This window comes from Streptomyces sp. 2-1, from assembly GCF_048564895.1.
Taxonomy (GTDB): domain Bacteria; phylum Actinomycetota; class Actinomycetes; order Streptomycetales; family Streptomycetaceae; genus Streptomyces; species Streptomyces phaeochromogenes.
This window is the reverse complement of the sequence record NZ_CP183383.1, coordinates 2,914,935-2,941,782: the sequence shown is the minus strand read 5'-3', so window position 1 is coordinate 2,941,782 and position 26,848 is coordinate 2,914,935. Positions and strand designations below refer to the sequence as shown.

25 protein-coding genes and 1 riboswitch are annotated in these 26,848 nt (G+C 71.8%); of the genes, 11 read left to right on the top strand and 14 right to left on the bottom strand.

Features of this window, described 5'->3' with window-relative positions:
• Window positions 1–21 precede the first annotated feature (21 nt).
• The 10 genes from cobI to ACN20J_RS12880 all read right to left on the bottom strand — a co-directional run bounded on the left by cobI (window position 22) and on the right by ACN20J_RS12880 (window position 13,768).
• Window positions 22–774, bottom strand: a complete 753-nt coding sequence (gene cobI / locus ACN20J_RS12925; RefSeq protein ID WP_419665921.1) for a precorrin-2 C(20)-methyltransferase — start codon at window positions 772–774, stop codon at window positions 22–24.
• Complete coding sequence (locus ACN20J_RS12920; protein WP_189840575.1) at window positions 756–2,219, bottom strand: cobyrinate a,c-diamide synthase; 1,464 nt, start codon at window positions 2,217–2,219, stop codon at window positions 756–758. The genes cobI and ACN20J_RS12920 overlap by 19 nt, the downstream gene beginning before the upstream one ends.
• A complete protein-coding gene (gene cobO / locus ACN20J_RS12915; protein ID WP_055616201.1) occupies window positions 2,216–2,815 on the bottom strand; it encodes a cob(I)yrinic acid a,c-diamide adenosyltransferase in 600 nt (199 codons plus the stop codon). Before cobO ends, ACN20J_RS12920 begins: the two co-directional genes overlap by 4 nt.
• Entirely contained in the window at window positions 2,815–4,878 is a 2,064-nt protein-coding gene (locus ACN20J_RS12910; protein ID WP_419665920.1) for a putative cobaltochelatase, read from the bottom strand. Before ACN20J_RS12910 ends, cobO begins: the two co-directional genes overlap by 1 nt.
• Entirely contained in the window at window positions 4,875–8,528 is a 3,654-nt protein-coding gene (cobN, locus tag ACN20J_RS12905; RefSeq protein WP_419665919.1) for a cobaltochelatase subunit CobN, read from the bottom strand. Before cobN ends, ACN20J_RS12910 begins: the two co-directional genes overlap by 4 nt.
• Window positions 8,525–10,057 carry a cobyric acid synthase gene (locus ACN20J_RS12900; RefSeq protein ID WP_419665918.1) on the bottom strand — a complete coding sequence of 511 codons (1,533 nt, stop codon included), beginning with the start codon at window positions 10,055–10,057 and terminating at the stop codon, window positions 8,525–8,527. The genes cobN and ACN20J_RS12900 overlap by 4 nt, the downstream gene beginning before the upstream one ends.
• Window positions 10,054–11,010, bottom strand: coding sequence for a cobalamin biosynthesis protein (locus ACN20J_RS12895; RefSeq protein ID WP_419665917.1), 957 nt, complete (start codon window positions 11,008–11,010; stop codon window positions 10,054–10,056). Before ACN20J_RS12895 ends, ACN20J_RS12900 begins: the two co-directional genes overlap by 4 nt.
• 97 nt (window positions 11,011–11,107) lie before the next feature.
• A riboswitch (cobalamin riboswitch) is annotated at window positions 11,108–11,244 on the bottom strand.
• Window positions 11,245–11,374: 130 nt separating this feature from the next.
• On the bottom strand, window positions 11,375–11,596 hold the full coding sequence (locus ACN20J_RS12890) for a hypothetical protein (protein WP_189840580.1): 222 nt from the start codon (window positions 11,594–11,596) through the stop codon (window positions 11,375–11,377).
• Window positions 11,597–11,608: 12 nt separating this feature from the next.
• Window positions 11,609–12,850, bottom strand: a complete 1,242-nt coding sequence (locus ACN20J_RS12885) for an inorganic phosphate transporter (protein ID WP_189840581.1) — start codon at window positions 12,848–12,850, stop codon at window positions 11,609–11,611.
• Between the two features lie 177 nt (window positions 12,851–13,027).
• Window positions 13,028–13,768, bottom strand: a complete 741-nt coding sequence (locus ACN20J_RS12880) for a lysozyme (protein ID WP_190230193.1) — start codon at window positions 13,766–13,768, stop codon at window positions 13,028–13,030.
• 196 nt (window positions 13,769–13,964) lie between these two features.
• Here ACN20J_RS12880 and ACN20J_RS12875 point away from each other — a divergent pair, with 196 nt between their 5' ends.
• The 3 genes from ACN20J_RS12875 to ACN20J_RS12865 all read left to right on the top strand — a co-directional run bounded on the left by ACN20J_RS12875 (window position 13,965) and on the right by ACN20J_RS12865 (window position 17,674).
• Window positions 13,965–14,675: a class II aldolase/adducin family protein gene (locus tag ACN20J_RS12875; protein ID WP_364195094.1), complete on the top strand. Its 711-nt coding sequence runs from the start codon at window positions 13,965–13,967 to the stop codon at window positions 14,673–14,675.
• A gap of 181 nt (window positions 14,676–14,856) precedes the next feature.
• Complete coding sequence (locus ACN20J_RS12870) at window positions 14,857–15,993, top strand: alpha/beta hydrolase (protein ID WP_419665916.1); 1,137 nt, start codon at window positions 14,857–14,859, stop codon at window positions 15,991–15,993.
• A 265-nt stretch (window positions 15,994–16,258) separates the two neighbouring features.
• Window positions 16,259–17,674, top strand: coding sequence for a hypothetical protein (locus tag ACN20J_RS12865; protein WP_189840585.1), 1,416 nt, complete (start codon window positions 16,259–16,261; stop codon window positions 17,672–17,674).
• 138 nt (window positions 17,675–17,812) lie between these two features.
• Here the strand turns inward: ACN20J_RS12865 and ACN20J_RS12860 are convergent, their stop codons facing one another.
• Both ACN20J_RS12860 and ACN20J_RS12855 read right to left on the bottom strand, forming a co-directional pair.
• Window positions 17,813–18,226, bottom strand: coding sequence for a VOC family protein (locus ACN20J_RS12860; RefSeq protein ID WP_055616248.1), 414 nt, complete (start codon window positions 18,224–18,226; stop codon window positions 17,813–17,815).
• Between the two features lie 117 nt (window positions 18,227–18,343).
• Window positions 18,344–19,234: a neutral zinc metallopeptidase gene (locus ACN20J_RS12855; RefSeq protein ID WP_361899776.1), complete on the bottom strand. Its 891-nt coding sequence runs from the start codon at window positions 19,232–19,234 to the stop codon at window positions 18,344–18,346.
• Between the two features lie 276 nt (window positions 19,235–19,510).
• Between ACN20J_RS12855 and ACN20J_RS12850 the strand changes: the two genes are divergently transcribed.
• From ACN20J_RS12850 to ACN20J_RS12840, 3 genes are all read left to right on the top strand, one after another.
• Window positions 19,511–21,109 carry an ABC-F family ATP-binding cassette domain-containing protein gene (locus tag ACN20J_RS12850; protein WP_189840587.1) on the top strand — a complete coding sequence of 533 codons (1,599 nt, stop codon included), beginning with the start codon at window positions 19,511–19,513 and terminating at the stop codon, window positions 21,107–21,109.
• Window positions 21,110–21,482: 373 nt separating this feature from the next.
• On the top strand, window positions 21,483–21,704 hold the full coding sequence (locus tag ACN20J_RS12845) for a helix-turn-helix domain-containing protein (protein ID WP_006123601.1): 222 nt from the start codon (window positions 21,483–21,485) through the stop codon (window positions 21,702–21,704).
• Window positions 21,705–21,836: 132 nt separating this feature from the next.
• Complete coding sequence (locus tag ACN20J_RS12840; protein ID WP_190230188.1) at window positions 21,837–22,628, top strand: enoyl-CoA hydratase/isomerase family protein; 792 nt, start codon at window positions 21,837–21,839, stop codon at window positions 22,626–22,628.
• A 79-nt stretch (window positions 22,629–22,707) separates the two neighbouring features.
• Here ACN20J_RS12840 and ACN20J_RS12835 read toward each other — a convergent pair whose 3' ends face one another.
• Window positions 22,708–23,418, bottom strand: coding sequence for a nucleopolyhedrovirus P10 family protein (locus ACN20J_RS12835; RefSeq protein ID WP_419665915.1), 711 nt, complete (start codon window positions 23,416–23,418; stop codon window positions 22,708–22,710).
• An 84-nt stretch (window positions 23,419–23,502) separates the two neighbouring features.
• Here ACN20J_RS12835 and ACN20J_RS12830 point away from each other — a divergent pair, with 84 nt between their 5' ends.
• From ACN20J_RS12830 to amaP, 5 genes are all read left to right on the top strand, one after another.
• Window positions 23,503–23,994, top strand: a complete 492-nt coding sequence (locus ACN20J_RS12830) for an Asp23/Gls24 family envelope stress response protein (RefSeq protein WP_189840590.1) — start codon at window positions 23,503–23,505, stop codon at window positions 23,992–23,994.
• A gap of 74 nt (window positions 23,995–24,068) precedes the next feature.
• Entirely contained in the window at window positions 24,069–24,263 is a 195-nt protein-coding gene (locus tag ACN20J_RS12825) for a hypothetical protein (protein WP_189840591.1), read from the top strand.
• On the top strand, window positions 24,260–24,694 hold the full coding sequence (locus ACN20J_RS12820) for a hypothetical protein (RefSeq protein ID WP_419665914.1): 435 nt from the start codon (window positions 24,260–24,262) through the stop codon (window positions 24,692–24,694). The genes ACN20J_RS12825 and ACN20J_RS12820 overlap by 4 nt, the downstream gene beginning before the upstream one ends.
• A complete protein-coding gene (locus tag ACN20J_RS12815) occupies window positions 24,691–25,365 on the top strand; it encodes a DUF6286 domain-containing protein (RefSeq protein ID WP_189840593.1) in 675 nt (224 codons plus the stop codon). The genes ACN20J_RS12820 and ACN20J_RS12815 overlap by 4 nt, the downstream gene beginning before the upstream one ends.
• 5 nt (window positions 25,366–25,370) lie before the next feature.
• On the top strand, window positions 25,371–25,949 hold the full coding sequence (gene amaP, locus ACN20J_RS12810) for an alkaline shock response membrane anchor protein AmaP (RefSeq protein WP_190230184.1): 579 nt from the start codon (window positions 25,371–25,373) through the stop codon (window positions 25,947–25,949).
• A 141-nt stretch (window positions 25,950–26,090) separates the two neighbouring features.
• On the opposite strand, the gene ACN20J_RS12805 is transcribed toward amaP, so the two are convergent.
• Window positions 26,091–26,846, bottom strand: a complete 756-nt coding sequence (locus ACN20J_RS12805) for an SDR family oxidoreductase (protein ID WP_361899755.1) — start codon at window positions 26,844–26,846, stop codon at window positions 26,091–26,093.
• Between the last annotated feature and the right edge of the window lie 2 nt (window positions 26,847–26,848).

Below are 26,848 nucleotides of genomic sequence, written 5' to 3'. Positions count from 1 at the left end.
AAGTCACCGCTCTGACGGGAGTCACAGCTTGCCGCCGCGTCCGCCGTCGCGCCGCGCGGGCGCGATGAGCGTCGAGAGATACGGCAGCGTCGCCCCGTCCAGTTCGGCCGCGGGCCGGATGGACTCCTCCGGCAGCCCCAACGCCGACCCCCACACGGCGTCGTCGAGCCGCCCGGTCTCCCGCAGCGCCGCGGCGACCTCCTGCGCCAGCCGCCCGAACTTGTACGCGACGACGGTCCCGGGCCCGTTGAGCGCGTCCTTGAGCGCACCGGCCCCGGCGGTGACGGGCACGAGCGTCAACGGCTCGGTGCCCTCCGTCAGCACGGCCCCGGACCGGGCGGCGAGATCCTGCATGGCGGTGATACCGGGCACGGTCTCGACGACGGTCCCCGGTACGGCGTGCGTGATGGTCTGCGCGAGATAGGTGAACGTGGAGTACACGTTCGGGTCGCCGATGGTCGCGAAGGCCACGGTTCCGTGCGTACGCAGCAGCTCGGCCACCCGCGCCCCGGCGGCGTCCCAGGCGGCCTCGCGGCGCCCCCGGTCGGACCGCTCGTTGAGCGCGAAGACGACGCGTACGACCTTGTCCTCGGACACGTAGTGCAGCACGGTGGCTTCGGCGCGCCCCCGCTCCCCGCCATCCGTCCCATCGGACGCGGCCATGACGGGCACGACGACAACGTCGGCCGCCCGAAGGCAGTTGACCCCCTTGACGGTCACGAGCTCGGGATCCCCGGGCCCGACCCCGACCCCGATCAGCCTGCTGTTGCCCATGACCCGACACACCTCTCCACGAACCGACGGGCGACACCGGGCGCCGACGCCCAGTGCGTATGCAGATAACTCGCATGCACGCCCTGCTGTACGAAACCTTCGACCCGCCGCACCGGAACGCGCACGCCCCAGGCCGGAGCGACCCCCGCCCCGGGCTCCACGACGGTCCGGTGAAACTCGTGCCCGCGCATCCGGCTGCCGGCCTCGGCCAGCACACTGTCGGACACGGCGACGGCATCCCGATACCCCAGCGTCAGCCGCTCGTCCATCCGCGCCTTCGCGTCGATCACCCCACACATCGGCAGGCCGTTGAGCTCACGCGAGAGATACAGCAGCCCCGCACACTCGGCCGCGACGGGAGCCCCGCTCCGGGCGAGCGAGGCAACGGCCTCGCGCAGCGGCTGATTGGCCGACAGATCAGGCGCGTACACCTCGGGAAACCCGCCCCCGATGACCAACCCCCGCGTCCCCTCGGGCAGTTCCTCATCCCGAAGCGGATCGAAGGTGACGACCTCGGCCCCGGCGGCGGCAAGCAACTCGGCATGCTCGGCGTAGGAAAAAGTGAAGGCGGCCCCACCCGCAACGGCAACCCTCGGCCTATTCAGCCCGTCCGGCGTTTGAGGACGAGCGCGTTCAGCGCGATCCGGGGGTCTGGGGGCAGAGCCCCCAGGGACGGGAACGGGAAGGGGCGGCGGGGGCGAAAGAGCCAAGGCTTCACCCGCATCCCACGTGTCACCAGCCAACGCCCCGGCCCCACGCGCCAACGCGAACAACGCATCCAGATCACACCCAGCCCGCACCTGAGCAGCCATCGCGGCAACAGCCCCCACCGCTTCAGCCCGCCGCTCGGCGACCGGCACCAGCCCCAGATGCCGAGAAGGCGTCCCCACCTGCTCAACCCGTCGCAGAACACCCAGCACAGGCACCCCGGACGCGTCCAACGCCTCCCGCAGCATCCCCTCATGCCGCTCGGACCCCACCTTGTTGAGGATCACCCCACCGATCCGCACCTCCGGATCCCACGAGGCGAACCCATGCACCAGCGCGGCCACGGACCGCGACTGAGAAGAGGCGTCCACGACCAACACCACAGGCGCCCGCAGCAACTTCGCCACATGAGCGGTGGAGGCCAGCTCCCCTTCCCCGGCGGCCCCGTCGAACAGCCCCATCACGCCTTCGACGACAGCGAGATCACACCCCCGCGCCCCATGGGCGAACAGCGGCGCGACCAACTCCGCCCCGCACAGATACGCGTCGAGATTCCGCCCCACCCGCCCGGTGGCGAGCGCGTGATACCCGGGATCGATGTAGTCGGGCCCCACCTTGTGCGGGGACACGGCAAGCCCCCGCGAGGCGAACGCGGCCATCAACCCCGTGGCGACGGTGGTCTTGCCGCTGCCCGAGGAGGGCGCGGCAATGACCAGCCGGGGGACGGAAGAACTCACCACTCGATGCCCCTCTGCCCCTTCTGACCGGCGTCCATGGGGTGCTTGACCTTGGACATGTCCGTCACGAGGTCGGCGAGTTCGACGAGCTTCTCGGGGGCGTTGCGCCCGGTGATCACGACATGCTGGGTCCCGGGCCGGTCCCGCAGCACGGAGACGACCTCGTCGACGTCGATCCACCCCCAGTGCATGGGGTACGCGAACTCGTCGAGCACGTACAGCTTGTAGGTCTCGGCAGCCAGATCCCGCTTGACCTGCTCCCAGCCCTCCCTGGCCTTCTCCTCGTTGTCCATCTGGGCATCCCGCTGAACCCAGGACCACCCCTCGCCCATCTTGTGCCAGTCGACGGCCCCGCCCTCGTCGGAAGCACCCAGCACCCGGAGCGCGTTCTCCTCGCCGACCTTCCATTTCGCGGACTTGACGAACTGGAAGACCCCGATGGGCCAGCCCTGATTCCAGGCCCGCAGTGCGAGCCCGAAGGCGGCGGTGGACTTGCCCTTGCCGATCCCGGTGTGCACGACCACGAGCGGCCGGTTCCGCCGCTGACGAGTCGTCAGCCCGTCGTCGGGCACCACACTCGGCTGTCCCTGCGGCATTACGCGGCCCTCCTGCTGTTGCCCTGAACATCCCTGACGAGCCCGGCGATCGAGTCGGCCCGCAGCTCGTCCAACGTGACGGCCGTACCGCCGAGTTCATCCGCGAGCTGCCCGGCGAGTCCGAGCCGTACGGGCCCGGACTCGCAGTCGACGACCACGGACGCGACGCCGTCGGCGGCGAACAGCCGAGCGGCCCGTCCCGCCAGGTTCACCGGCTCGGGCCCGCCGGTCGCCCTCCCGTCCGTCACCACGACCATCAGCGCCCGTCGGGCCGGATCCCGCAACCGCTCCACCCGCAGCACGTCGTGCGCCCGCAGCAACCCGGCGGCGAGCGGCGTACGCCCGCCGGTGGGCAGCGACTCCAGCCGTACCGCGGCGGCGTCCACCGAAGAGGTGGGCGGCAGCGCGACCTCGCCCGTCGACCCGCGGAAGGTCACGAGCCCCACCTTGTCCCGCCGCTGATAGGCGTCGAGGAGCAGCGACAGCACCGCGCCCTTGACCGCGCTCATCCGCTGCCGGGCCGCCATGGACCCGGAGGCGTCCACGACGAACAGCACGAGGTTCCCCTCGCGCCCCTCACGCGTGGCCTGCCGCAGATCGTCGCGCCGGACCACGAGACCCGGCCCCGACCGGCCGCGCGCCCGCTGATGCGGGGCCGCGGCCTGCACGGTGGCCGCCAAGTGCAGCTTGGTGAGGGCCCCTTGGGGGCGGCGCGCCCCGGTGGTCCGCCCGTGCTCGGTCCGCGCCCGCGACCGCCGACCGGCAGCGCCCTCGCCGAGGCCCGGCACGCTCAGCACCTTCGTACGGAAGGGTTCGGCGGCCCGTACGGGAGCCTGCTCGCCCGCGCCGGGCGACGGCGCCTGCCCGCTCTCGGAGGGCTCGCCCTGCGCGGGCACCTCACCGGAACTCTCGCCGCTGCCGTCGTCGTTGCCGCCGTCGGGCCCTTCCTGAGGCGGCTGCGCGCCGCCCCCGTCGGGCCCGTCCGGATCCGGATCCTCGTCGCCGGAGTCGCCGGAATCATCCGATCCCCCCGAGCCGTTGGAGCCGTCCCCGCCCCCGAACTCCTCCAGCGTCTCGTCGAGCTTGTCCTCGTCAAGTCCCGGCGCGTCAAAGGGGTTTCGCCGCCGCCGGTGCGGCAGCGCGAGCAGCGCGGCCTGCCGTACGTCCTCGGCGATCACTTCCGTGCGCCCGGCCCACGCGGCCAGCGTGGTGGCGGTCCGGGCCATCACGATGTCGGCCCGCATGCCGTCCACCTCGAAGGCCGCACAGGTCGCCGCGATCTGCCGCAGCGGCCCGTCGCCGAGCACGACCGACGGCAACAGCTTCCGCGCGGCCACGATCCGCGCCCGTACCGACGTCTCCTCGTCGGCCCAGCGCCCCGCGAAGCCGTCCGGATCGTCGTCGTACGCGAGCCGTCGCCGCACGACCTCGACCCGCTGGTCGGGCTCGCGAGAGGCGGCCACCTCGACCGTCAGCCCGAACCGGTCGAGCAACTGAGGCCGCAGTTCGCCCTCTTCGGGGTTCATGGTCCCCACCAGCAGGAACCGCGCGGCATGCCGTACGGAGACACCTTCGCGCTCCACGTACGAGGCACCCATCGCGGCCGCGTCCAACAGCAGGTCGACCAGGTGGTCGTGGAGGAGGTTGACCTCGTCCACGTACAGGATTCCGCGGTGCGCGTCGGCCAGCAGGCCCGGCTCGAAGGCCTTCACGCCCTCGGCGAGCGCCCGCTCGATGTCCAGCGCGCCGACGAGCCGGTCCTCGGAGGCGCCGACGGGCAACTCGACCATGCGCGCGGGCCGTTGGACCCCCGCGCCCACCTCGTGCGGCCCGTCCGGGCACGCCGGGTCGGGAGCGGCGGGGGCGCACGAGAACCGGCACCCGGCGACGACGTCCACCTCGGGCATGAGCGCCGAAAGCGCGCGCACAGCCGTCGACTTGGCGGTGCCCTTCTCGCCGCGGACGAGCACACCGCCGACCGCGGGTGACACGGCGTTCAGGAGCAGCGCGAGCCGCAGGTCGTCCTGCCCGACGACAGCCGTGAACGGAAAGGGGGTACTCACTGGTCGTCGCCCTCCAAGTCGCCTTCGAGCTCCAGGTACGTGGCGCGCAGCCGCTCCAGCGTCTCCGCGTCCGGCTCGGCCCACAGCCCGCGGTCCGCCGCCTCCAGGAGCCGCTCCGTGATGCCGCGCAGGGCCCAGGGGTTGGACTTCTTCATGAAGTCCCGGTTCTCCGCGTCGAAGACGTACTCCGCGCTGAGCTTCTCGTACATCCAGTCGTCCACGACCCCGGCCGTGGCGTCGTACCCGAAGAGGTAGTCGACGGTCGCCGCCATCTCGAAGGCCCCCTTGTAGCCGTGGCGCCGCATGGCCGCCATCCAGCGCGGGTTGACCACGCGGGCGCGGAAGACCCGGTGGGTCTCCTCGCCGAGGGTGCGGGTCTTGACCTGGTCGGGGGTGGCGGAGTCGCCGACGTACGCCTCGGGGCTCGCGCCCGTCAGGTGCCTGACCATGGCGACCATGCCGCCGTGGTACTGGAAGTAGTCGTCCGCGTCGACGAGGTCGTGCTCGCGGGTGTCGACGTTCTTGGCGGCCACGGCGATGCGCTTGAACGCGGTCTCCATGTCCCCGCGCGCCGCCCGCCCGTCGAGCCCGCGCCCATACGCGTAGCCGCCCCACACCGCGTACACCTCGGCGAGGTCGGCGTCGGAGCGCCAGTTGCGCGCGTCGATGAGGGGGAGGAGGCCGGCCCCGTACGCGCCGGGCTTCGAGCCGAAGATGCGGGAGGTCGCGCGCCGTCGGTCGCCGTGCTCGGCGGTGTCCTCGTCGGCGTGCGCGCGGACGTAGTTGCGGTCGGCGGGCTCGTCCAGGTCGGCCACCGCCCGTACCGCGTCGTCGATCAGCCCGACCACATGCGGGAAGGCGTCCCGGAAGAAGCCGGAGATGCGGACCGTGATGTCGATGCGCGGGCGGCCCAGCTCCTCCAGGCCGACGACCTCGAAGCCGGTGACGCGCCGCGAGGCGTCGTCCCACACCGGCCGGCAGCCCAGCAGCGCCAGGATCTCCGCGATGTCGTCGCCCTGGGTGCGCATCGCGGAGGTGCCCCAGACCGTCAGACCGACGGACTTCGGGTAGTCGCCGGTGTCCTGCAGATACCGCTGCACGAGCGAGTCGGCGAGCGCCTGCCCGACTTCCCAACTCAGCCTGGACGGGATCGCCTTGGGGTCGACCGAGTAGAAGTTGCGGCCGGTCGGCAGGACGTTCACGAGTCCGCGGGTCGGTGAACCCGAGGGGCCCGCCGGGACGTAACCGCCGTTCAGGGCAAGGAGGATGTGGTCGATCTCGTCCGTCGTGCGCGCGAGACGCGGCACCACCTCACGGCACGCGAACTCCAACACCGCGACGGCGTCCGGGAGTTCGGTGCCCAGGACCTCGCGCACGAGAGCGGGCACGGCCGCCGCGTCCCAGGTGCGCTCCTCCATGCCCTCCGCGAACCGCCGGCACAGCTGCTCAAGGAGGTCGATCGCGTCGGCCGCCGACCGCGAGGGGCCGGAGACCAGGTCGCTCAGCTCGACCGGCACCTTCAGCGGCGCACCGGGCTCGCCCAGCAACTCCTTCTCGACCAGCCCGAAGTGCTCGGCGAGACAGGCCCGCAGACCCGGCAGTGCGTTCGCTGTCCCGCCCCACACCTGAGAGGCCCGCAGCACGGCCAGTACGAGGTTCACCCGCGGCTCGGCCTCCGGGCCGCCGCCGAGAATGTGCAGGCCGTCGCGGATCTGCACGTCCTTGATCTCGCACAGATAGCCGTCGATGTGCATGACGAACTCGTCGAAGGCCTCGTCGTCCGGCTGGTCGTCCACATGCAGGTCGTGGTGCAGCTCGGCCGCCTTGACCAGCGTCCAGATCTGGGCCCGCACGGCCGGGGCCTTCGTCGGGTCCAGGTCCGACACGAGCGCGTACTCGTCGAGGAGTTGCTCCAGCTTCGCCAGATCGCCGTACGTGTCCGCGCGCGCCATCGGCGGTACGAGGTGGTCGACGACCGTGGCGTGGCCGCGGCGCTTGGCCTGGGTGCCCTCGCCGGGGTCGTTGACGATGAAGGGGTAGACCAGGGGCAGTTCGCCGAGGACGGCGTCCGGCGCGCAGCCGCCGCTGAGCCCAAGTCCCTTGCCCGGCAGCCATTCCATCGTGCCGTGCTTGCCCATGTGTACGACGGCGTCGGCGCCGAAGCTGTTGTCCAGCCAGCGGTACGCGGCCATGTAGTGGTGCGACGGCGGCATGTCCGGGTCGTGGTAGATCGCGATCGGGTTCTCGCCGAAACCGCGCGGCGGCTGGATCATCACGACGACGTTCCCGAACTGGAGGGAGGCCAGCACGATGTCGTCGCCGTCCACGTACAGGTTGCCCGGCGGCTCGCCCCAGGCTTCCAGCATCCCGTCGCGCAGGTCGGGGTCGAGCTTGTCGAACCAGGCCCGGTAGTCGGCGAGCGGCACGCGCGCGGGGGCCGAGGCGAGCTGCTCCTCGGTCAGCCACTCGACGTCGTGGCCGCCGGCCGCGATGAGCCGGTGGATCAACTCGTCGCCGTTGTCCGGGTATTCGGTCAGGGAGTACCCGGAGTCCCGCAGCGCGTCGAGGACCTGTACCGCCGAGGCGGGGGTGTCGAGACCGACCGCGTTGCCGACCCGGGAGTGCTTGGTCGGATAGGCGGTGAAGACGAGCGCGAGCTTCTTCTCCGCGTTGGGCTTGTGCTTCAACCGGGCGTGGCGCACGGCGATTCCGGCGACCCGCGCGGCCCGCTCGGGGTCGGCGACGTACACCGGAACGTCGTCGGGACCCTGCTCCTTGAAGGAGAACGGGACCGTGATGAGGCGTCCGTCGAACTCGGGGATCGCGACCTGCATCGCCGCGTCCATGGGGGAGAGGGCGGCGTCGGACCCGGCCCAGGCCGCCCGCGACGAGGTCAGGCAGAGCCCTTGCAGGACAGGGACGTTGAGGTCGGCGAGCGCGCCGATGTCCCACGCCTCCTCGTCACCGCCCGCGGACGCCTGCGAGGCGTGCGTGCCACCGGCGGCGAGGACCGTCGCGACCAGCGCGTCGGCCTTGCCGAGGATCTCGTACAGGCCCGCGTCGGCGTCGCGCAGCGAACCGCAGTACACGGCAAGGGCGTTGGCGCCCCGGGCCTCGATCGCGTCGCACAGGGTGTCCACGAAAGCGGTGTTGCCGCTCAGTTGGTGGGCCCGGTAGAAGAGCACGCCCACGGTCGGACGGCCCTCGACGTACGCGCGCTCGCCGTGGACCCCGAACTCGGGCATCTTCCGCGGCTCTTCGAAGCCCTCGCCCGTCAGCAGCACGGTGTCGGAGAGGAAGCGGGCCAGCTCGGCCAGGTTCTCCGGGCCGCCCTCGACGAGGTAGCGCAGCGCCTCCGCGACCACACCGGCGGGCACGGACGACTCGGCCATCAACTCCGCGTCGGGGACGGACTCCCCGCCGAGCAGCACGGTCGGGATGCCGGACGCCTTGAGCGCGGCGAGCCCGTCCTCCCAGGCACGCTTGCCGCCGAGCAGTCGTACGACGGCGACGTCCGCGCCCCGGACCAGCGCGGGAAGCTCCTCCGCGACATCCACGCGGGTGGGATTGCCGATCCGGTACGCGGCGCCGGCGGCGCGCGCCGCCAGCAGATCCGTGTCGGCGGTCGACAACAACAACACTGTGCTCATGCGGGTGCTCCCGGTGGAATGAAGGGCAGTCCTGTCGGCGCGCCGGACTCGATGAGCCGCCACAGCGCGTCCGTGTCCGCGTGTTCCTCGATCAGATCGCCGAGCCGGTCCAGCTGCTCCTCGCGCAGCGACCCGAACGACGTGTCGGCGGCCGGTACGAAGCGGCGCCCCGCGGCGGCCGCCACCTCGCGAAGGAAGGCCCGGCGGAAGCCGTCCGACTCCAGCGAGCCGTGCCAGTGGGTGCCCCAGACCTCGCCGACCCGGCAGCCGTCGAGGAAGGGTGTGCCGCCGGTGACCTGGGCGACCCCGTGGTGGATCTCGTACCCCTCGACGGGCTCGCCGAGCGCCTCGCCGACGGGCCGGGTGAGGGTCTTCTCCCGCGCGAACCGGACGCGCACGGGCAGGAGTCCGAGCCCGTCCACCCGGCCGGCGCGCGACTCGACCTCGTCCTCGATGTGCTCGCCGAGGATCTGGAAGCCGCCGCAGATTCCGAGGACGGGACGCCCCTGCGCGGCTCTTCTGGCGAGGGCGTCCGCGAGGCCGCGCTCCCGCAGCCACTCCAGGGCCCTGACCGTGCCCCGGGTGCCGGGCACGACGACCAGGTCCGCGTCGACGAGTTCCTCCGCCCGGTCCACGAACCGCACGACGACGCCCGGTTCGGCGGCCAGCGCGTCCACGTCCGTGAAGTTGGACATCAGCGGGATCGCGCAGACGGCGACCCGCAGGATGTCCTCGCCGACGGGGGAGGAGACCTCGGACTCCCGGACCGAGCCCCTCAGCGAGACCCGGAGCCCGTCTTCCTCGTCGATGCCCAGACCGTGCTGGAAGGGCAGAACCCCGTACGTACGACGTCCGGTGAGGTTCTTGAGCATGTCGAGGCCGGGCTCCAGCAGGGACACGTCCCCGCGGAACTTGTTGACGAGGAACCCGGCGACGCACGCCTGGTCCTCGGGCGAGAGCAGCGCGACGGTCCCGAAGAAGGAGGCGAAGACACCCCCGCGGTCGATGTCGCCGACGACGAGCACGGGCAGCCGCGCGTTGCGCGCGATGCCCATGTTCACGATGTCCGTCCGCCGCAGATTGATCTCGGCGGGACTGCCCGCCCCCTCACAGATCACCGCGTCATACGTGCCCCGCAACTCGGCGAGGCACTCCAGCACGGTCCCGAGGAGCTGTTCCTGCCGCCCGCCGTGATAGCCGCGGGCGCTCATCTCCCCGACGGGCTTGCCCATCAGGACGACCTGGCTGCTGCGGTCGCTGCCGGGCTTGAGCAGCACGGGATTCATGAGCGCGGTGGGCTCCACGCGCGCGGCCTGCGCCTGCATGGCCTGCGCCCGCCCGATCTCGGCGCCCTCCCGCGTGACGAACGAATTGAGCGACATGTTCTGCGCCTTGAAGGGCGCGACCTTCACGCCCTGCCGCACCAGCCACCGGCAGATCCCGGCGGTCACGACGCTCTTGCCCGCGTCGGAGGTGGTACCGGCGACGAGCAGCCCGCCGCCCGTTCCCCCGCTCGTTCCCCGACTCATGACGTACGCCCCTTCGTGCGAAGGCCGTTGACGAGGAGCCGTCCGGCGACACTCACGCCGAGCGCGAGCCAGCCCACGCGCCGCGAGAGCCGTACGGCCCGCTCGATGTCCGCGACCTCCACGGCCCGCCCTCCACCATTGAGTACGGGCCGGTGCTCGACCCTTCCGGCGTACGAGAGCGTCCCGCCGAGCCGCACGCCGAGCGCCCCCGCGAACGAGGCCTCGACGGGCCCGGCGTTGGGGCTCGGGTGCTTGACGGCGTCGGCACGCCAGGCGCGTACGGCCCCGCGCGGATCGCTTCCCGCGACGGCCGCGAGGACGGCGGTGAGCCGCGCCCCCGGCCAGCCCGCGACGTCGTCGAGCCGTGCGGAAGCCCACCCGTACCGCCGGTACTTGGCGGATCTGTGCCCGACCATGGCGTCGAGCGTGTTCACGGCACGGAACCCGATGAGCCCCGGCACACCGGCCGCTGCACCCCACACGAGGGCGCCCACGACGGCGTCGGAGGTGTTCTCGGCGACGGACTCCACGACGGCCCGGGCGATCCCGTCGGCGTCCAGCGCCTGCGGATCCCGCCCGCACAGGTGGGGCAGCCGCTCCCGGGCCACCTCGATGTCCCCGGCGGCGAGCGCCCCGCCGATGGCCCGGGCCTCCCGCCCGAGCGAAGTCCCGCCGACGACGGACCAGGTGGCGGCGGCGGTCAACGCGACGGACGCGATGCGAGAGGTCCGTACGGAACGGTCGGCGACGGCGGCGAGGGACACAGCGCCACCCACACACACGGCGGTGTGCAGCGCGCCCCACCCCCGGTGGTCCCGCCACAGCACCCGCTCCACGGCACCCGCGGCCCGCCCGAACGCGGCGACCGGATGCCTCCGGCGGGGATCGCCGAGCAGCAGGTCACCGAGAAGGCCGGCGGCGGCGCCGTACGCGAAGACGCGATCGGCACGCATCGGTTCAGCCGACCGTCAGGTCGGGCACAACCGTCGCTGGAAAGGCACTTGGGCAGCCGCGCATGGCGATTTGTCCTCACTCAGGGTGTCCGCGCCCTGGTTCGACGAGACCGACGGCGAGAGTTCCTGGCTCCCGGGGTATCGATTCCCCGGTAACAGTGGCGGGACCGCGCCGGATTCGCACCGGCTTCCTCTCCTGCCGCCGTACATGGCTCCGGCAGTCCACCACGCCCACGAACACCCGTCAACTTGCCGTTGACCTGCGACGGGAGAGTGTGCTGAGGCCCACACACGGACACGACTCCGCCCCGCCGACCGGAGGGTCGACGGGGCGGAGTCGTGCGTGACGGAGGTGCCGTACGCGTCAGGCGACGATCAGATAGATCCCGTACGTCACCGCTGCCGCGCATGCGGCGAAGCAGGCGTACGCGCCCGTGACCGCGAGGGTCGCGGTGTTGCCCTGGGCGGAGGCGGACTCGCGCTTGGAGAGGCCGACGATGCCGAGGGTGAAGAGGCCCACGAGGGCGACGGTGACGATGAGGCTGACTCCGAAGACGGAGCCGAGGGCTGCCCAGTCGATCTTCATGCTGTGGGTTCCTTACACCGTGGCCGGGCGGGCGGGCTCGGTGGCGTCCGGGCCCGGGATGGTGGTCTTGAGGTCGTCGGCCGCGGCGACCGTGCCCGCCGGCGGCGGGGTGACGGCCGCGATGGCGGTGGTCACGACGCCGGCGGGCTCGCCGTTGACGTCGTTCACGTTGTCGACGGTGACGGGCTGGCGGCGGGAGAGCGTCCAGATGACCGCCGAGCCCGCGATCAGCAGCGCGCCGGTGAGGACGATGCCCCAGGTGCCCTGCTTGGTGAGGAACTCGGCGCCCGCGCCGACCAGACCGGCGGCGGGAAGCGTGAGGCCCCAGGCGACGAACATGCGGGTCGCGGTCGACCAGCGGACGACGCCGCCCTTGCGGCCGAGGCCCGAACCCATCACGGCGCCGGAGCAGGACTGGGTGGTGGAGAGCGAGAAGCCGAGGTGCGAGGAGGCCAGGATGACCGTCGCGGCACTGGTCTGGGCGGCGAAGCCCTGCGGCGGCGCGAGGTCGGTGAGGCCCTTGCCCATGGTGCGGATGATGCGCCAGCCGCCCAGGTAGGTGCCGAGCGCGATGGCGATACCGGCGGAGACGATGACCCACAGGGGAGGGTTCGACCCGGGCGCGATCACACCGCCGGTGACCAGGGCGAGCGTGATGATGCCCATGGTCTTCTGCGCGTCGTTCGTGCCGTGGGCCAGCGAGACCAGGCCCGCGGAGGTGATCTGACCGGCGCGGTAGCCCTTGGAGGTCGCCTGCTCACCGGCCTTCCTGCTGATCCGGTAGGTCAGCCGGGTGGCGAGCATCGCGGCGAGGCCGGCCACCAGCGGCGCGGCGATCGCGGGGAGCAGCACCTTGGTGACGACGGTCGAACCGTTCACCGACGACCAGCCGGCCGACATGACGGCGGCGCCGATCAGGCCGCCGAACAGTGCGTGGGAGGAGCTGGAGGGCAGACCCAGGAGCCAGGTCAGCAGATTCCACAGGATGGCGCCGACGAGCGCCGCGAAGATCACTTCGGTGCGGATGCCCTCTTCGTTGATGATGCCGCCGGAGATCGTCTTGGCGACCTCCACGGAGAGGAACGCACCGACGAGGTTCAGCACGGCGGACATGGCCACCGCCGTCTTGGGCTTCAGGGCACCGGTCGAGATGGTCGTCGCCATCGCGTTGGCTGTGTCGTGGAAACCGTTCGTGAAATCGAACACGAGAGCGGTAACGATCACGATTCCGAGGAGGAGCGTGATGTGTTCCATTTACCCAGGCTTCTCTTGGACGTCAGTGGCACAGGGACCGTAGGCAACCTGGGTGAACGGAAGATGAACTGAGGGGGGCAGTGGGGTGGCGCGATAGAGGTGCCGCCATTCCGCTTGTGTCGGAGTGGCGGCAGGGGGTCTCGAACAGAGGCGGAATTCAGGGGTCCGCTACCCCATCTATCCCCTCGCGAACGCCCTGAGCTGATTCAGGGATCCGTTGAAGAGATTCTGGTCACCCGGCAGGCTGCCGCCGTTGTCGTACTGCCAGAAGGTCCAGAAGTTCCAGCCGGACGGCAGCGACCCCGCCGTCGAGCTGTACCGGGCCAGCCACAGCGGATGGTTCGCGGCGAACGCGGCGCTGTTGCCCGTGCACATCTTCCACCAGTTGTAGTTGGTGTAGATCACCGGCCGCCGGCCGGTCTGCCGCTTCACCTCGTTGCTGAAGGCCCTGATCCAGTTGACCATCCTGGTCTTGCTCAGGCCGTAGCACTTCTTCTTGCCGTACGGGTTGTATTCGATGTCCAGCGCGGGCGGCAGCGTCCAGCCGTCCGCCCGCCAGCCGCCGCCGTTGCGCACGAAGTACGCGGCCTGCGTCGTCCCGGAGGACTTGTGCGGCAGGGCGAAGTGGTACGCCCCGCGGATGATGCCCGCGCCGCGTGCTCCGTTGTACTGCTGGTTGTAGTACGGATTGCGGTACGTGTGCGATTCGGTGGCCTTCACATAGACGAATTCGGCGCCTTTGCTCTTCGCGCTCGACCAGTTGACGTTCTTCTGGTGCGAGGACACGTCGTGGCCCTTGGGCTTGGCGGCCGCCGAGGCCGGTACCTCGGCGAGAGCGGTGCCGCCGAGCGCCAGCGTCGCCACGGAGGCCGCGACGAATCGGGCGCGTTGACGGGACGGTTTGCGATCACGAGCCATGTTTCCCCCCGGAATGGCGACGTGCACGAAAAATCTCCCAGAGGCTACTGGAAGATCCCTGTAAGCCCGTCGCATGCCGGTCATTCGTTCCCGGCAGGCGATTCATGCCCTTGCGCGACCTTTCGGATGCGTCGGTCGCGCCCTAAAGTGCCCCGCCCGCCCCGGCGTTGAGCTGCACGGCTGGCAGGATCGCGGCATGGCTGAAGAGCGGCGGGACACAGGGGACGGACGGGGCGCGGGGGAGCGGGACGCGCCCCCGGCGCGGGAGGCGCTGGAGCGGGCGTGGGACGACCTCGTGACGACGGCCCGCCGGACGGCGGCCGAGGGTCTGGTCGTCGGCACCTCGGGCAACGTGTCGGTGCGCGTGGGGGACACCGTCCTGGTCACGCCGAGCGGAGTCCCGTACGACCGGCTGGCCCCCGAGGACCTCTGCGGGGTCTCCCTCGACGGCCGGCAGGTGCTCGGTTCACTCGTTCCGACAAGCGAACTGCCCATGCATCTGGCGGTCTACCGCGCCACCGACGCGCGGGCCGTCGTCCACACCCACGCGGTGCACGCCACGGCCGTCTCGACCCTCGTCACCGAGCTGCCGCTCATCCACTACATGGCCGCCGCGCTCGGCGGTCCCGTCCGCGTGGCCCCCTACGCCACCTACGGCACGGCAAAGTTGGCCGAGAACATGCTCCGGGCCCTCCGGGACCGCACCGCCTGTCTCCTTCAGAACCACGGCACCCTCACATACGGAGCCACTCTCCCCCAGGCCTACGACCGCACGGCCCAACTGGAGTGGATGTGCCGCCTCTGGCTGACCGCCTCCTCCCTCCCCGGGCGCACGCCCACGCTGCTGACCCGGGAGCAGGTGACGGAGGTGGCGGAACGCCTTGAGGGGTACGGCCAGGGACGGTGACGGGGCACGCCCACTGGCGGTGACGGGGCGGGTCGCCGGCTGCGGCGGCCGTGGGGCGGTGAGGCGCGGTGGCAGTGACGGTGGCGGGGCCCCCTTCCACCCCGCACCCCACCACGCCGCACCGGAACACTCATGCCCCGCTCCACTGGCCGACAACGGGCTCCGTCAGGAGACTGGACCCGTGCGCACCGTGAATCCGACGGCAGCAGCCGTCACCGTCGCCATAGCCGGCGCAGCCACCGTCGCCGCCACGGTGGCGGCGGGCCGCTTCGCCAGCGACGCCGCTCTCAAGGCGCCGCCGGGCAAACCGCTGCCCACCGAACCCCGCCTCACCGTGCACTCCACGGCGGCGGGACAGATCACCCTGACCCGCGCCCTGGCCTCACAGCGCCCTGGCGTGTACGGCCTCGGCGGCGACGGCAGCCACGCGGTCGTCGGCCCGCTCCTGAACGCCGCCCCGCACAGCGCCGACACGGTCGTACGCCGACTGGAACGGGTCACGCACGGCACCCTGGAAGCCGGGGACAAGGTGTGGTTCACCCCGGGCGTGCACATCGGCAACCCGAGCGCCGCCCTCGGCCTCGACCACGCCGACGTGGACGTCCCCGGCGAACTCGGATCCCTGCCCGCCTGGTTCGTGCCCGCCGCCCGCGACACCTGGGTGATCACCGTGCACGGCCTCGGCGCCACCCGCGAACACCCCATGAACGTCATGGAGTTCCTGCACCGCCACCAGTTCCCCGTCCTGGACCTCGCCTACCGGGGGGACCTCGGCGCGCCCCGCCCTCCCGACGGCCTGAACCACCTCGGCGAGACCGAGTGGCGGGACCTGGACGCGGCCATCCGCTACGCCGTGCGCTACGGCGCCGAACGGGTCGTCCTGCACGGCTGGTCCACCGGCGCCACCATGGCCCTGCGCGCCGCGGCCCACTCGGCCATGCGCGAGAAGATCTCCGGCCTTGTCCTGGACTCGCCCGTCCTCAGCTGGGAGACCACGCTGCGCGCCCTCGCCAGGGCCCGCCGCACCCCCGGCGCGCTGCTGCCGCTGGCCGTCCGCGCCGCCCAGGGCCGCACAGGACTGCACGGCGACCGCATCGAGGGCGCCGCCGACCCCGAACGGCTCAAGGTGCCGACCCTCGTCCTGCACGGCCCGGACGACACGGTCGCCCCCTGGGGCCCTTCACGCCGCCTCGCCGAGCGCCGCCCCGACCTCGTCACCCTGCACACGGTCCCGGGCGCCCCGCACGGCGCCATGTGGAACGCCGACCCGGCCGGCTACGAAGAGGCCCTCCGCCGCTTCCTCACCCCCCTGATGTAACGACCTCGTCCAGGGGGCCTCGTCCGCCGACCTCCTCCAGCGCCCTCGTCCGGCGCCTCATCTCCTGACGCGGCCTCCTCCCCGCCTCTCCCCGTCCGCCACCGGGGTGTCCGTTCCGCCCGGTCCCGGAGGTTCCGTTTAACTCCGTACCACCTACCCGTTCACGCCCCAGGAGTGCCCGCGGGGACCGGTGCGCAGACCATCCCTGTGGCCCCTTGTGGCATTCCGTTTGGGTTTTCGGACCGTCAACCGGAAGACTGCCCCCGTGACGTCCCGTATCCCGCGCGACTCCAGGCTCCGACTCGTCCGCCCGCGAACCCTGGCCGCCGCCCCCCGAGCGATGACCCAGAGGCCCACGCGCCGACCCGCCCCCCGCCCGCCGGAAGGCACACCGGCACCCGCGGAACTCGCCCGCATGGCGCGCTCCGTACTCGCCGGCGCGGCCCGCGTCGCCCGCTGGGCCGATGCCGTCCTGAGCCCGGCCAAGGCCCGCGAGGGCACCGCTTCCGGCGGCACCCCCGAGGGCGCGGGCACGCTCTCCGACGCGACCGCCCAACGGGCCGCCGGCGATCTGGCCCTGACCCCGGCTCAGGTCCGCGCGGACTGGGACACCGCACGTCTCGCGGGCCTGGTCGAGGTGCACGGCGGCATCGCGCGCCCCGGCTGGCGGCTGCGCGCCTGGAACCGCGACGACAGCGCCGTGCTGCGCGGCTGGGTCGCCCTCTTCGACGCCTGGTCGATCGCCCACCCCGGCCCCGACGGACGCGAGCCCGCCGCCGTCGCCGAGGTCGTCTCCGCGATGCCCCAGGTCCTCTCCTTCCTCCAGCTGTCCGCGGGTCCCGTCCCCGTACCGCAACTCCTCGACCTGCTCGAACAGCGCGTCACGGAACTGCGCACCGAGCGCTGCGAGATCCCCTACGGCCCGCAGCCCGAGCCCGTCGAGAGCCCCGCCGAGGACACCCCGCTGGCCCCCCTCCTCGACTGGGCGCTGCACGCGATCGCCGACGTGGGCGCCCTCACCTGCGCCGACGGCCAGGCCACCCTCACCCCGCTCGGCAGCTGGGCGGTCTGGGTGAAGCTGGAGCAGATCTGCGTCGCCGCGCAGAGCCCCGCCGGGAACATCGAGCAGGGTGCCGAGGACATGCTCCGCGGCTGCGCCCAGCTCCGCCCGAACGCGGCCCGCGCCGAGTACCGAGCCTGGCTCGCCGCCCGGACCGTCGGCAGCGCCGTCACCGAACTCCTCGACGCCGCCCGCGGCGAGGACGCCCTGCTGCGCGGACTCGCCTTCGAGGCCCTGCGCGTCGTCGGAGCCCCCGCCGAGCCCGATGTCCGCTCCGTGTCCGACGAGACCCATCTGCGGCCCTACGCCCTGCTGTGGCTCGCCGAGCACGACGGGCACGACCCCGAGGACGCCCACGAGGTGCTGACCCGCGAGGAGGCCACCTGGCTGTGGGTCGACACGGCCGCGGCCGTCGCCGACCACGGCGAAGCCCCGCTCCTCGTACGGCACTTGGAGTCCGCCGTGCAGCCGACCGTGCCGGCGCTGCTCGACGAGGTACGGGCGGTGGGGCATCCGCGCACCGTGCAGGTGCTGGTCGCGCTTGCCGCCGCCCATCCCGATCCGGCGCTCGCGAAGGCCGTGCGGCGGGCTGCGTTCCAGGTGCACACCGGGGGGAGCTAGGCGCTCCGCGGGGGGCTTCAGGGGGTGCGTGTTCGGGTGCGGGTCCGCTGTGGTTGCTCGCGCCCACGCGGCGGAGCCGCATATCGGCACAGCCCCGCGCCCCTAACGGGGCGCAGGGCGCGGGCGGGGCCAATCGCGTCAGGCCGTTATCTCCGGTGCGTACGTGCCGAAGCTCCAGATGTTGCCCTCGATGTCGCGGGCCATGTAGTCCCGGGAGCCGTAGTCCTGGTCCGTCGGGGGCATCAGGATCTCGGCGCCGTGGGCGACGGCCTGCTGGTGGTGGGCGTCGATGTCGTCCACGACGACGTACACCCCGGTGTGCGTCGAGCCCTTCATCGCCTCGTCGAAACGGCCGCCGGTGCCCCGGGAGCCGAGCATCACCGCGCCGTTGCCCTGCACCAGCTCGGCGTGCAGGACCTTGCCGTCCTCGCCCTCGTACACCGAGGCCTCGCTGAAGCCGAAGGCCTCCGTGAGCTGTTTGATCGCCGCCTTCGCGTCCGTGTACAGCAGTGTCGGGTAGATGCTCGGGCGCCCGCCGTCCGTGCCTGCCATGCCGATCACTCCCTCTGGTCCCGGTGCCGGAACATCGCCTGAATGTGACCTGCTCCACAGTCTTGCACCCGGCACCGACAACGCCCTCCCGAGCCGGATCCGGCAGAGTTCCACCGCTCAGCGGAAGGTGTTGCACCGCGCCATGTCGCCCGTGCGGTAGCCCTCGTAGAACCACTGCTGCCGCTGCTTCGCCGACCCGTGGGTCCAGGACTCGGGGGTCACCCGGCCCTGGTACCGCTCCTGGATCCGGTCGTCGCCCACGGCCGCCGCCGCGTCCAGCCCGTCGCGGATGTCGGCGTCCGTGAGGCTGGTGATCAGCGGCCTGCCCGTCGACTCGTCCTTCGTGGTCGTCGCGTGGTGCGCCCACACACCCGCGTAGCAGTCGGCCTGCAGCTCCACCCGCACCGCGTTGCTGGTCGCGCCCGTCCGCCCGTCCTGGGAGCGGCTCAGCGTCCCCATCAGGTCCTGCACGTGGTGCCCGTACTCGTGCGCGACCACATACGCCTGCGCGAACGGACCGCCGCTCGCGCCGAACCTCGTCCGCAGCTCCTCGAAGAAGCCCAGGTCCAGATAGACCTTCCGGTCGGCGGGGCAGTAGAAGGGCCCGACCGCCGACGTCGCCGCACCGCAGGCCGTGCCGACCTGGTTGCCGAAGAGGACGGTCGGCGACCGCGTGTACGTACCGCCGCGGCGCTCGAACTCCTGTGCCCAGAAGTCCTGGACGCTGTTGACCACCGCCACGATGCGGCAGTCCTCCTTGGTGTTCGCGTCCCGTCCCGTGCGGCACGTCTGCTGGACCTGGGCGAGGGACGAGGCGGTCGCCGCGGGCTCCTCGTCGCCGGAGGACAGGCCCAGCTGGTCGGGACCGACACCGAAGAAGAGCCCCAACAGGAGGGCGATCAGAGCGGCGGCGCCACCACCGACGGTCGCCCTGCCGCCCGGGATCCGACTGCCTCGCACGTCCTGCACCTCGGAGGTGTCCAGATCGGCGTCGTCGTCGAACTGCATGGGCGCACCACCCTCTGCGGACCTCTACGGACGTCGTCCCTCTGGCGTCATCCTCGCCGGGCTCCCGGGGCGCGGCGCCGGGCGGAGGGCCGAACGGGGGACACCTCGCCGCCGTCCCGCCGGGCAATGAGCGTCACACTCCCGAACACCCGCACGCAGAAAAAGTGGTTGCACGGCCCCGTTAGACTTGGCCCATGGCCATTCTCCTCGCGCACTAGACGGCGTGACCGATCTCAGCCGCCCACCCCGTCATCAACCCTGCCCAGGAGTATGTCCGTGATTTCCGCCTCCGGTGTCGAACTGCGTGCCGGCGCCCGCGTCCTCATCGAGTCCGCCACCTTCCGCATCACCAAGGGCGACCGCATCGGTCTGGTCGGCCGCAACGGCGCCGGCAAGACGACCCTCACCAAGGTCCTCGCAGGCGAGGGCACCCCCGCCGGCGGCACCGTCACCCGCTCCGGCGAGGTCGGCTATCTCCCGCAGGACCCGCGCACCGGCGATCTCGACATGCTGGCCAGCGACCGCGTCCTGTCCGCGCGTGGCCTGGACACCCTGATCCGCAAGATGCGCGAGAACGAACAGCGCATCGCGAACGGCTCGGGCGCCACCCGCGAGAAGGCGATGCGCCAGTACGAGCGCCAGGAGACGGAGTTCCTCACCAAGGGCGGGTACGCCGCCGAGGCCGAGGCCGCCACCATCGCCGCCGCGCTCAACCTGCCCGACCGGGTGCTCGGCCAGCCCCTCCATACGCTCTCCGGCGGTCAGCGCCGCCGTATCGAGCTGGCCCGCATCCTCTTCTCGGACGCGGACACCCTGCTCCTCGACGAGCCCACGAACCACCTCGACGCCGACTCGATCGTCTGGCTGCGCGACTACCTGAAGACCTACCGCGGCGGCTTCATCGTGATCTCCCACGATGTCGACCTGGTCGAGACGGTCGTCAACAAGGTGTTCTATCTGGACGCCAACCGCGCCCAGATCGACGTCTACAACATGGGCTGGAAGCTCTACCAGCAGCAGCGTGAGGCCGACGAGAAGCGCCGCAAGCGCGAGCGGCAGAACGCCGAGAAGAAGGCCTCCGCGCTCCACTCGCAGGCCGACAAGATGCGCGCCAAGGCCACCAAGACCGTCGCCGCCCAGAACATGGCCAAGCGCGCGGACAAGCTCCTCGCGGGCCTGGAGGCCGAGCGGAAGTCCGACAAGGTCGCCAAGCTGCGCTTCCCCGAGCCGTCCCCCTGCGGCAAGACCCCGCTGATGGCCGAGGGTCTGTCGAAGTCGTACGGCTCGCTGGAGATCTTCACCGACGTCGACCTGGCCATCGACAAGGGCTCCCGCGTCGTCATCCTCGGCCTGAACGGCGCCGGCAAGACGACCCTGCTCCGCCTCCTCGGAGGCGCCGAGAAGCCCGACACCGGGCAGGTCATAGAGGGTCACGGCCTCAAGCTCGGCTACTACGCGCAGGAGCACGAGACCCTCGACCCCGCGCGCACGGTCCTGGAGAACATGCGCTCCGCGGCCCCCGACCTGGACCTGGTCGAGGTCCGCAAGACGCTCGGCTCGTTCCTGTTCTCCGGCGACGACGTGGACAAGCCTGCCGGCGTCCTCTCCGGCGGCGAGAAGACCCGCCTCGCGCTCGCCACCCTCGTGGTGTCGTCCGCGAACGTCCTGCTCCTCGACGAGCCGACGAACAACCTCGACCCGGCCAGCCGCGAGGAGATCCTCGGCGCCCTGCGCACCTACAAGGGCGCCGTCGTCCTCGTCACCCACGACGAGGGCGCCGTCGAGGCGCTCCAGCCGGAGCGGATCATCCTGCTGCCCGACGGCGTCGAGGACCTGTGGGGCTCCGACTACGCGGATCTGGTGGCCCTCGCCTGAGCCCGGCACGGTCCGCCGAAGCGGTCATCGGTGCTTGATCGAACCACTGATCAACTGCGTATGGATCATTCGGCTTATCCGTGATCCATCATCTGTGTGAGATCTCCTCGTACCGAGGTGTGTCCTACACGGATTTTCCGGCCGGACTCTGTATTCCCAAGGGTCCGGCCGTCGCGCGTCGCTGACCTGGCACTTCGTGGATGAACCCGTTCGGCCGTACGGACGAGCACGGACGGAATTTCGTATTCCGCTCATGGTGACGGGCTTCCGGGACCCAAAGCTTGTCGCACGGACCTTGCCGAATGGGTGGCCAGGAAGCTCTTGAGGGGTGATCATGAGAAGTCCAGAGCGCACTTCCCATGAGGAGGCACGGGTGGCCGAGACTCTGAAGAAGGGCAGCCGGGTAACCGGCGCCGCGCGCGACAAGCTCGCGGCAGACCTGAAGAAGAAGTACGACTCCGGTGCGAGCATCCGGGCGCTGGCCGAGGAGACCGGCCGCTCGTATGGCTTCGTACACCGGATGCTCAGTGAGTCGGGCGTCACGCTCCGTGGGCGTGGCGGAGCGACGCGGGGCAAGAAGGCCGCGTCGGCCTGACGCCGGGCGGCTCCTCGTTCTCCGATGGTGGCCACCCGGTCGGTCGATTGACCGCCCGGGTGGTTACTGTGCAGTCACTTAAGGGTGTGCTCCTACGGCACCCTCTCTGACCGCACACATCGGAGGCCCCCCATGGCTTCGTTCGACCCGCTGCTCGACAAGGACGGCGTACGGCTCACCGTGGACGATGCGCTCGCCACGGTGACGCTGACCAACCCGGCCAAGCGCAACGCGCAGAGCCCCGCTCTGTGGCGGGCACTGGCCGAGGCGGGGCAGTCGCTGCCGGGTACCGTCCGTGTCGTCCTGCTGCGCGCCGAAGGCAAATCCTTCTCCGCGGGGCTCGACCGGCAGGCGTTCACGCCCGAGGGGTTCGACGGCGAGCCGTCGTTCATCGATCTCGCACGTCGTTCCGACGCCGAGCTCGACGCTGCCATCGCCGAATACCAGGAGGGTTTCACCTGGTGGCGACGGAGCGACATCGTGTCCATCGCCGCCGTGCAGGGGCATGCCATCGGGGCGGGCTTCCAGCTCGCACTCGCCTGTGACCTGCGCGTCGTCGCGGACGACGTGCAGTTCGCCATGCGCGAGACCAGCCTCGGGCTCGTACCCGACCTGACGGGCACGCATCCGCTGGTGGGGCTCGTCGGATACGCGCGGGCGCTGGAGATCTGTGCGACGGGCCGGTTCGTGCTGGCCGAGGAGGCGCAGCGGACCGGGCTCGCGAGCATCGCCGTGCCCGTCGACCAGCTCGACGATGCCGCGCGTGATCTCGCCGGGGCGCTGCTCGCCGCGCCTCGGGACGCGCTGATCGAGACCAAGGCCTTGTTGCAGGGGGCCGTGGGTCGTACGTACGAGGATCAGCGGGTTGCCGAGCGGGCTGCGCAGGGGCGGCGGCTTCGGGATCTTGCCGGTGTGGGTGAGTGAGGGTGTTCTGAGGGTGCGGGTGGGTGAGGGCTGGAGTGCGCCCCGCGGCGGAGCCGCACAATGTCACAGCCCCGCGCCCCTAAAAGCCTGGGGTCACCGCAGTTACCAAGGCAGCCACCGATGGGTGATCAGGGAGCGCCTCGGTGACCCTCGTACGGACTTCTCTTGCCACGTCCAGTGTGCGTGTGGACGCCCCCGTCTCGAACTCCACGCGGACATGGCGGCGGGGGAGGGACGCGGTGCCGGAGCGGGCCGCGATGTGGACCGCGCCCAGACGAGTGATACCAGGGACGGCCCGCACGGCGGCGGCCACGCGGGACTCGTCGGCGTCCAGCCGGAGGCCAGGGTCTCCAGAGGGTCCCTCGGGCTCGTCCTTTTCCGCCGTGCCCGGAGCCTCCTCCAGCAGGCCCGTCACCCGTAGATCCACCTCTGTGACCGTCAGGCCCAGTCGGTCCGTCGCCGTCGCGGCGAGAGCCGTCCGCAGGCGGGACGCGGTCGCCGGGAGCGGTTCTGCCGGGGTGGCCGCGAAATCCGCCGTGATGCGCAGGGGGCCCGGAGGGAGCGCGCTCGGGGGCGGCGGTACGGCCGGCTCGGGTGCGCTGTCCGGGTCGGTGAGGGAGAGGCGTACGGCGGTGAGGCGTACGCCCGGCACACTGCGGGCCGCGCGGCGCAGTACCGCGGTGGCCGCCGCCTCGGTGATCCATGCGCCGTCGTGCGGGCCCCCTAGGGGCAGCAGTCTGCCGAGGCCGAGCTGATTTCTGACCGCCTGGGTCCATCGGTCCGCCGTCATTCCCCCAGCCTGCCGCATCCCCGGCGCGCGACCGGGCAACCCCACTTAGTGTGGAAAGAGGGCAACCGAAAGGGACGTACGGCGATGAGCGACACGACTCAGCGGAACCGGCCGGAGACCCCCGAGGTCGAGCAGCCGGACGCACAGATCCGGAAGAGCAGTGTGACCAAGCGAGGCGGAGGCGACCCGGCAGGCCGGGGGCGTACCACCATCGCCGATGGCGTGGTCGAGAAGATCGCCGGGCTCGCCGCCCGCGACGTCCTCGGCGTGCACGCGATGGGCAGCGGTATCTCGCGGACCTTCGGCGCGGTACGCGACCGGGTCCCCGGCGGCGGTTCGAAATCCGCGACACGCGGTGTGAAGGCCGAGGTCGGCGAGGTGCAGACCGCGCTCGACCTGGAGATCGTCGTCGACTACGGCGTGTCCATCGCCGACGTCGCCCGTGACGTACGGGAGAACGTCATCGCGGCCGTCGAGCGTATGACGGGCCTCGAGGTCGTCGAGGTCAACATCGCGGTCAGTGACGTCAAACTGCCGGAGGAAGAGGACGAGGAACCGGAGACCAGGCTCCAGTGACGCGGTACCGGTGATCCGCCGGTGCTCGCCGCCGACCTGCCCGAGTCCGTCAGTGACCTGCTGAGGAGTGCACCATGAGCTTGGCCGTGATCGGCATGATCGCCGGAATGGCGCTGGGCTTCGCCGGGTACTTCGGCGGGTTCGGTGCCTTCCTCCTGGTGGCGGCGCTGGGCGCCATCGGCTTCGTCGTGGGCCGGTTCTTCGAAGGGGACCTGGACCCCGGTGACTTCTTCCGCACCCGCGGCACCCGCGACGACCGGCGGCGGTGACGCGCGTGTCCGGTGAGTCCACCGCGGCCGCGGAGGCCGGTGAGCCCGCCGGGCCCCGTGCGGTCGTCCGGCCCGGCAGCCCCGGCCGAACCGTCGCGGCGGCCGACCGGGGCGCGCTCCGGATCGCCGACCGGGTCGTCGCGAAGATCGCCGCACACGCGGCGCGCGAGGCCCTCAGCGTCGGCGGGCCGCCGCCCGAGGCCGCGCCCCCGCACGCCACCGTGATCGTCCACCACGAGGTCGCCCGTGTCCGGATCAGCCTCGAACTCGACTACCCCTCCGACATTGGTGGCCAGTGCACTGCCGTGCGTCACCAAGTGGTTCAGCGGGTAGAGGCGTTGGCGGGAATGGAAGTGCCCGAGGTCGCCGTCCAGGTGGAGCGGCTCCACTCGGCGCAGACGCGCGGCGCGGCACAGGGGAGGACGCAATGAGCGAGTCCCACGGCTCCGAGAGCACCCAGCACCTGCCCGTCATCGAGAAGACGGCCGAGAGCGAACTCGGCCAGTCGGCCTCCGCGGCGGACTACAAACCCCTGCCCGTCCTCGAAGAGGCCGACGACGGGGAGGGCCGCTTCTGGTCGGCCCGCCGCGTCCCCGCGGGCATCCTCGCGCTGCTGGTCGTGGCCGGCGCGGGACTCCTGCTGTACGACGTCGCCGCGGTCCGCGCCGACCGGCCCGCCATGCACTGGCGCAGGTCCCTGGCCGACGAGCTCGCCGAGCGGCCCCTCGACGACACCTGGGTCCTCGTCGGCGCGGGGATCGCGACGGCCCTCGGTGTCTGGCTGCTCGTGCTCGCCGCGACACCGGGCCTGCGGGACGTCCTGCCGATGCGCCGCGCCCACACCGACGTACGGGCCGGCCTCCACCGGGGCGCCGCCGCGATGGTGCTGCGCGACCGGGCCATGGAGGTGTCCGGCGTGCGGTCGGTGCGGGTCCGGGTGGGGCGCAGGAAGGTCGACGTCCGCGCGGTGTCGCACTTCCGTGAACTCGACGACGTACGCGCCGATCTGGACGCCACGCTCGCCGACGGCATCAGAGGGCTCGGGCTGGCCCGGCGTCCCGCGCTGTCGGTGCATGTCGCGCGGCCGGGCCGGAAGGGATGAGCCGGATGCTGAGGATCGTGAACCGGGTGCTGCTGGGCCTCGCGGGCCTGCTCCTCGTGGTGTTCGGCGGCTCCGCGCTGGCCATCGGCCTCGGCGTGGACCCGCCCTCGTGGTGGATCCACGACGGACGGCACGACGTGCTGCTGAGCGACGCGGACCGGACGCGGTGGCGGGACGACGGCTGGTGGTGGCCCACGGTCATCGCCGTACTCGCCGTGACCGTGCTGCTCGCCCTGTGGTGGCTCACTGCCGTACTGCGGCGGCGCCGGCTCGCCGAGGTGCTCGTCGACACCGGGGACGGCGAGGGCGCGCTGCTCCGGGGCCGGGCCCTGGAGGGCGTACTGGCCGGTGAGGCGGGCGCATTGGACGGGGTCGAGCGGGCCCAGGTGTCACTCACCGGGCGCCGCACCGTCCCCGAGGCCCGTGTCCAACTCCTCCTGGAACCCCACGCCGACCCCGGCGACGCCCTCCACCGCCTGACCACGGAGGCCCTGGCCCACGCAAGAGACTCGGCAGGCCTGGCCTCCCTCCCGGCAGAGGTCCGCCTACGGGGGGTCAAGCACGGCGCGGAGAGGGTCAACTAGGGCGCGCCCCTGATTTTTTGGGGGCGCGGGGCTGTGACGTTGTGCGGCTCCGCCGTGAGGGCGCGCCCATTGTCTTTTAGGGGCGCGGGGAACTGCGCGACCAGCCCCGACCAACCCGCACCCACACACCAACCCCACCGCTCAGAACCCGTGCCGAGCCCCACCATCCACAGGCACCATGATCCCCGTCAGATAAGACGCGGCCGGAGACAGCAGGAACGCGGCCGTCCGGCCGAACTCCTCAGGCGTCCCATACCGACGGAGCGGAATCCGCGCCTCATTGGCGGCCCGCGCCGCCTCCGGATCAGCCGCGTACCCGTCCAGCTCGCGCACGCGATCCGTGTCGATCCGGGCCGGCAGCACCCCGACCACCCGGATCCCCCGCGGCCCCAGCTCGTCGGAGAGCGACTTGGCGAACCCCGCGAGACCGGGCCGCAGACCGTTGGAGATGGTCAGCCCCGGGATCGGCTCGTGCACCGAACCGGAGAGCACGAACCCGATGACCCCGCCCTCGCCGAGCTCCGCGGCGGCCGCACGGGCCAGCCGGACCGCGCCCAGGAAGACGGACTCGAACGCCGACTGCCACTGCTCGTCGGTGTTGTCGGCGACGAACCCGGGCGGCGGGCCCCCGACGCTGATCAGGATGCCGTCGAAACCGCCGAAGCGCTCGCGCGCCGCCGCGATCAGGCTCTGCGGGGCACTCGGGTCGGAGTTGTCCACGGCGACGCCGTGCGCGTTCGGGCCGAGGGCCGTCGCGGCCTCGGCCACCGTCTTCTCGTCGCGCCCCGTGATGATCACCTTCGCGCCGTCGCCGACGAGCTCACGCGCGGAGGCGTGGCCCAGGCCGCGCGTGGCTCCGGTGACGACGTAGACGCGGTCCTTCAGTCCAAGATCCATGG

Excerpts from the sequence above, each read along its gene's own strand:
- cobI (WP_419665921.1), bottom strand. The coding sequence starts at position 774 with ATGGGCAACAGCAGGCTGATCGGGGTCGGGGTCGGGCCCGGGGATCCC.
- cobO (WP_055616201.1), bottom strand. The coding sequence starts at position 2,815 with ATGCCGCAGGGACAGCCGAGTGTGGTGCCCGACGACGGGCTGACGACT.
- cobN (WP_419665919.1), bottom strand. The coding sequence starts at position 8,528 with ATGAGCACAGTGTTGTTGTTGTCGACCGCCGACACGGATCTGCTGGCG.
- ACN20J_RS12900 (WP_419665918.1), bottom strand. The coding sequence starts at position 10,057 with ATGAGTCGGGGAACGAGCGGGGGAACGGGCGGCGGGCTGCTCGTCGCC.
- ACN20J_RS12895 (WP_419665917.1), bottom strand. The coding sequence starts at position 11,010 with ATGCGTGCCGATCGCGTCTTCGCGTACGGCGCCGCCGCCGGCCTTCTC.
- ACN20J_RS12890 (WP_189840580.1), bottom strand. The coding sequence starts at position 11,596 with ATGAAGATCGACTGGGCAGCCCTCGGCTCCGTCTTCGGAGTCAGCCTC.
- ACN20J_RS12885 (WP_189840581.1), bottom strand. The coding sequence starts at position 12,850 with ATGGAACACATCACGCTCCTCCTCGGAATCGTGATCGTTACCGCTCTC.
- ACN20J_RS12880 (WP_190230193.1), bottom strand. The coding sequence starts at position 13,768 with ATGGCTCGTGATCGCAAACCGTCCCGTCAACGCGCCCGATTCGTCGCG.
- ACN20J_RS12875 (WP_364195094.1), top strand. The coding sequence starts at position 13,965 with ATGGCTGAAGAGCGGCGGGACACAGGGGACGGACGGGGCGCGGGGGAG.
- ACN20J_RS12860 (WP_055616248.1), bottom strand. The coding sequence starts at position 18,226 with ATGGCAGGCACGGACGGCGGGCGCCCGAGCATCTACCCGACACTGCTG.
- ACN20J_RS12855 (WP_361899776.1), bottom strand. The coding sequence starts at position 19,234 with ATGCAGTTCGACGACGACGCCGATCTGGACACCTCCGAGGTGCAGGAC.
- ACN20J_RS12840 (WP_190230188.1), top strand. The coding sequence starts at position 21,837 with ATGGCTTCGTTCGACCCGCTGCTCGACAAGGACGGCGTACGGCTCACC.
- ACN20J_RS12835 (WP_419665915.1), bottom strand. The coding sequence starts at position 23,418 with ATGACGGCGGACCGATGGACCCAGGCGGTCAGAAATCAGCTCGGCCTC.
- ACN20J_RS12830 (WP_189840590.1), top strand. The coding sequence starts at position 23,503 with ATGAGCGACACGACTCAGCGGAACCGGCCGGAGACCCCCGAGGTCGAG.
- ACN20J_RS12825 (WP_189840591.1), top strand. The coding sequence starts at position 24,069 with ATGAGCTTGGCCGTGATCGGCATGATCGCCGGAATGGCGCTGGGCTTC.
- ACN20J_RS12815 (WP_189840593.1), top strand. The coding sequence starts at position 24,691 with ATGAGCGAGTCCCACGGCTCCGAGAGCACCCAGCACCTGCCCGTCATC.
- amaP (WP_190230184.1), top strand. The coding sequence starts at position 25,371 with ATGCTGAGGATCGTGAACCGGGTGCTGCTGGGCCTCGCGGGCCTGCTC.
- ACN20J_RS12805 (WP_361899755.1), bottom strand. The coding sequence starts at position 26,846 with ATGGATCTTGGACTGAAGGACCGCGTCTACGTCGTCACCGGAGCCACG.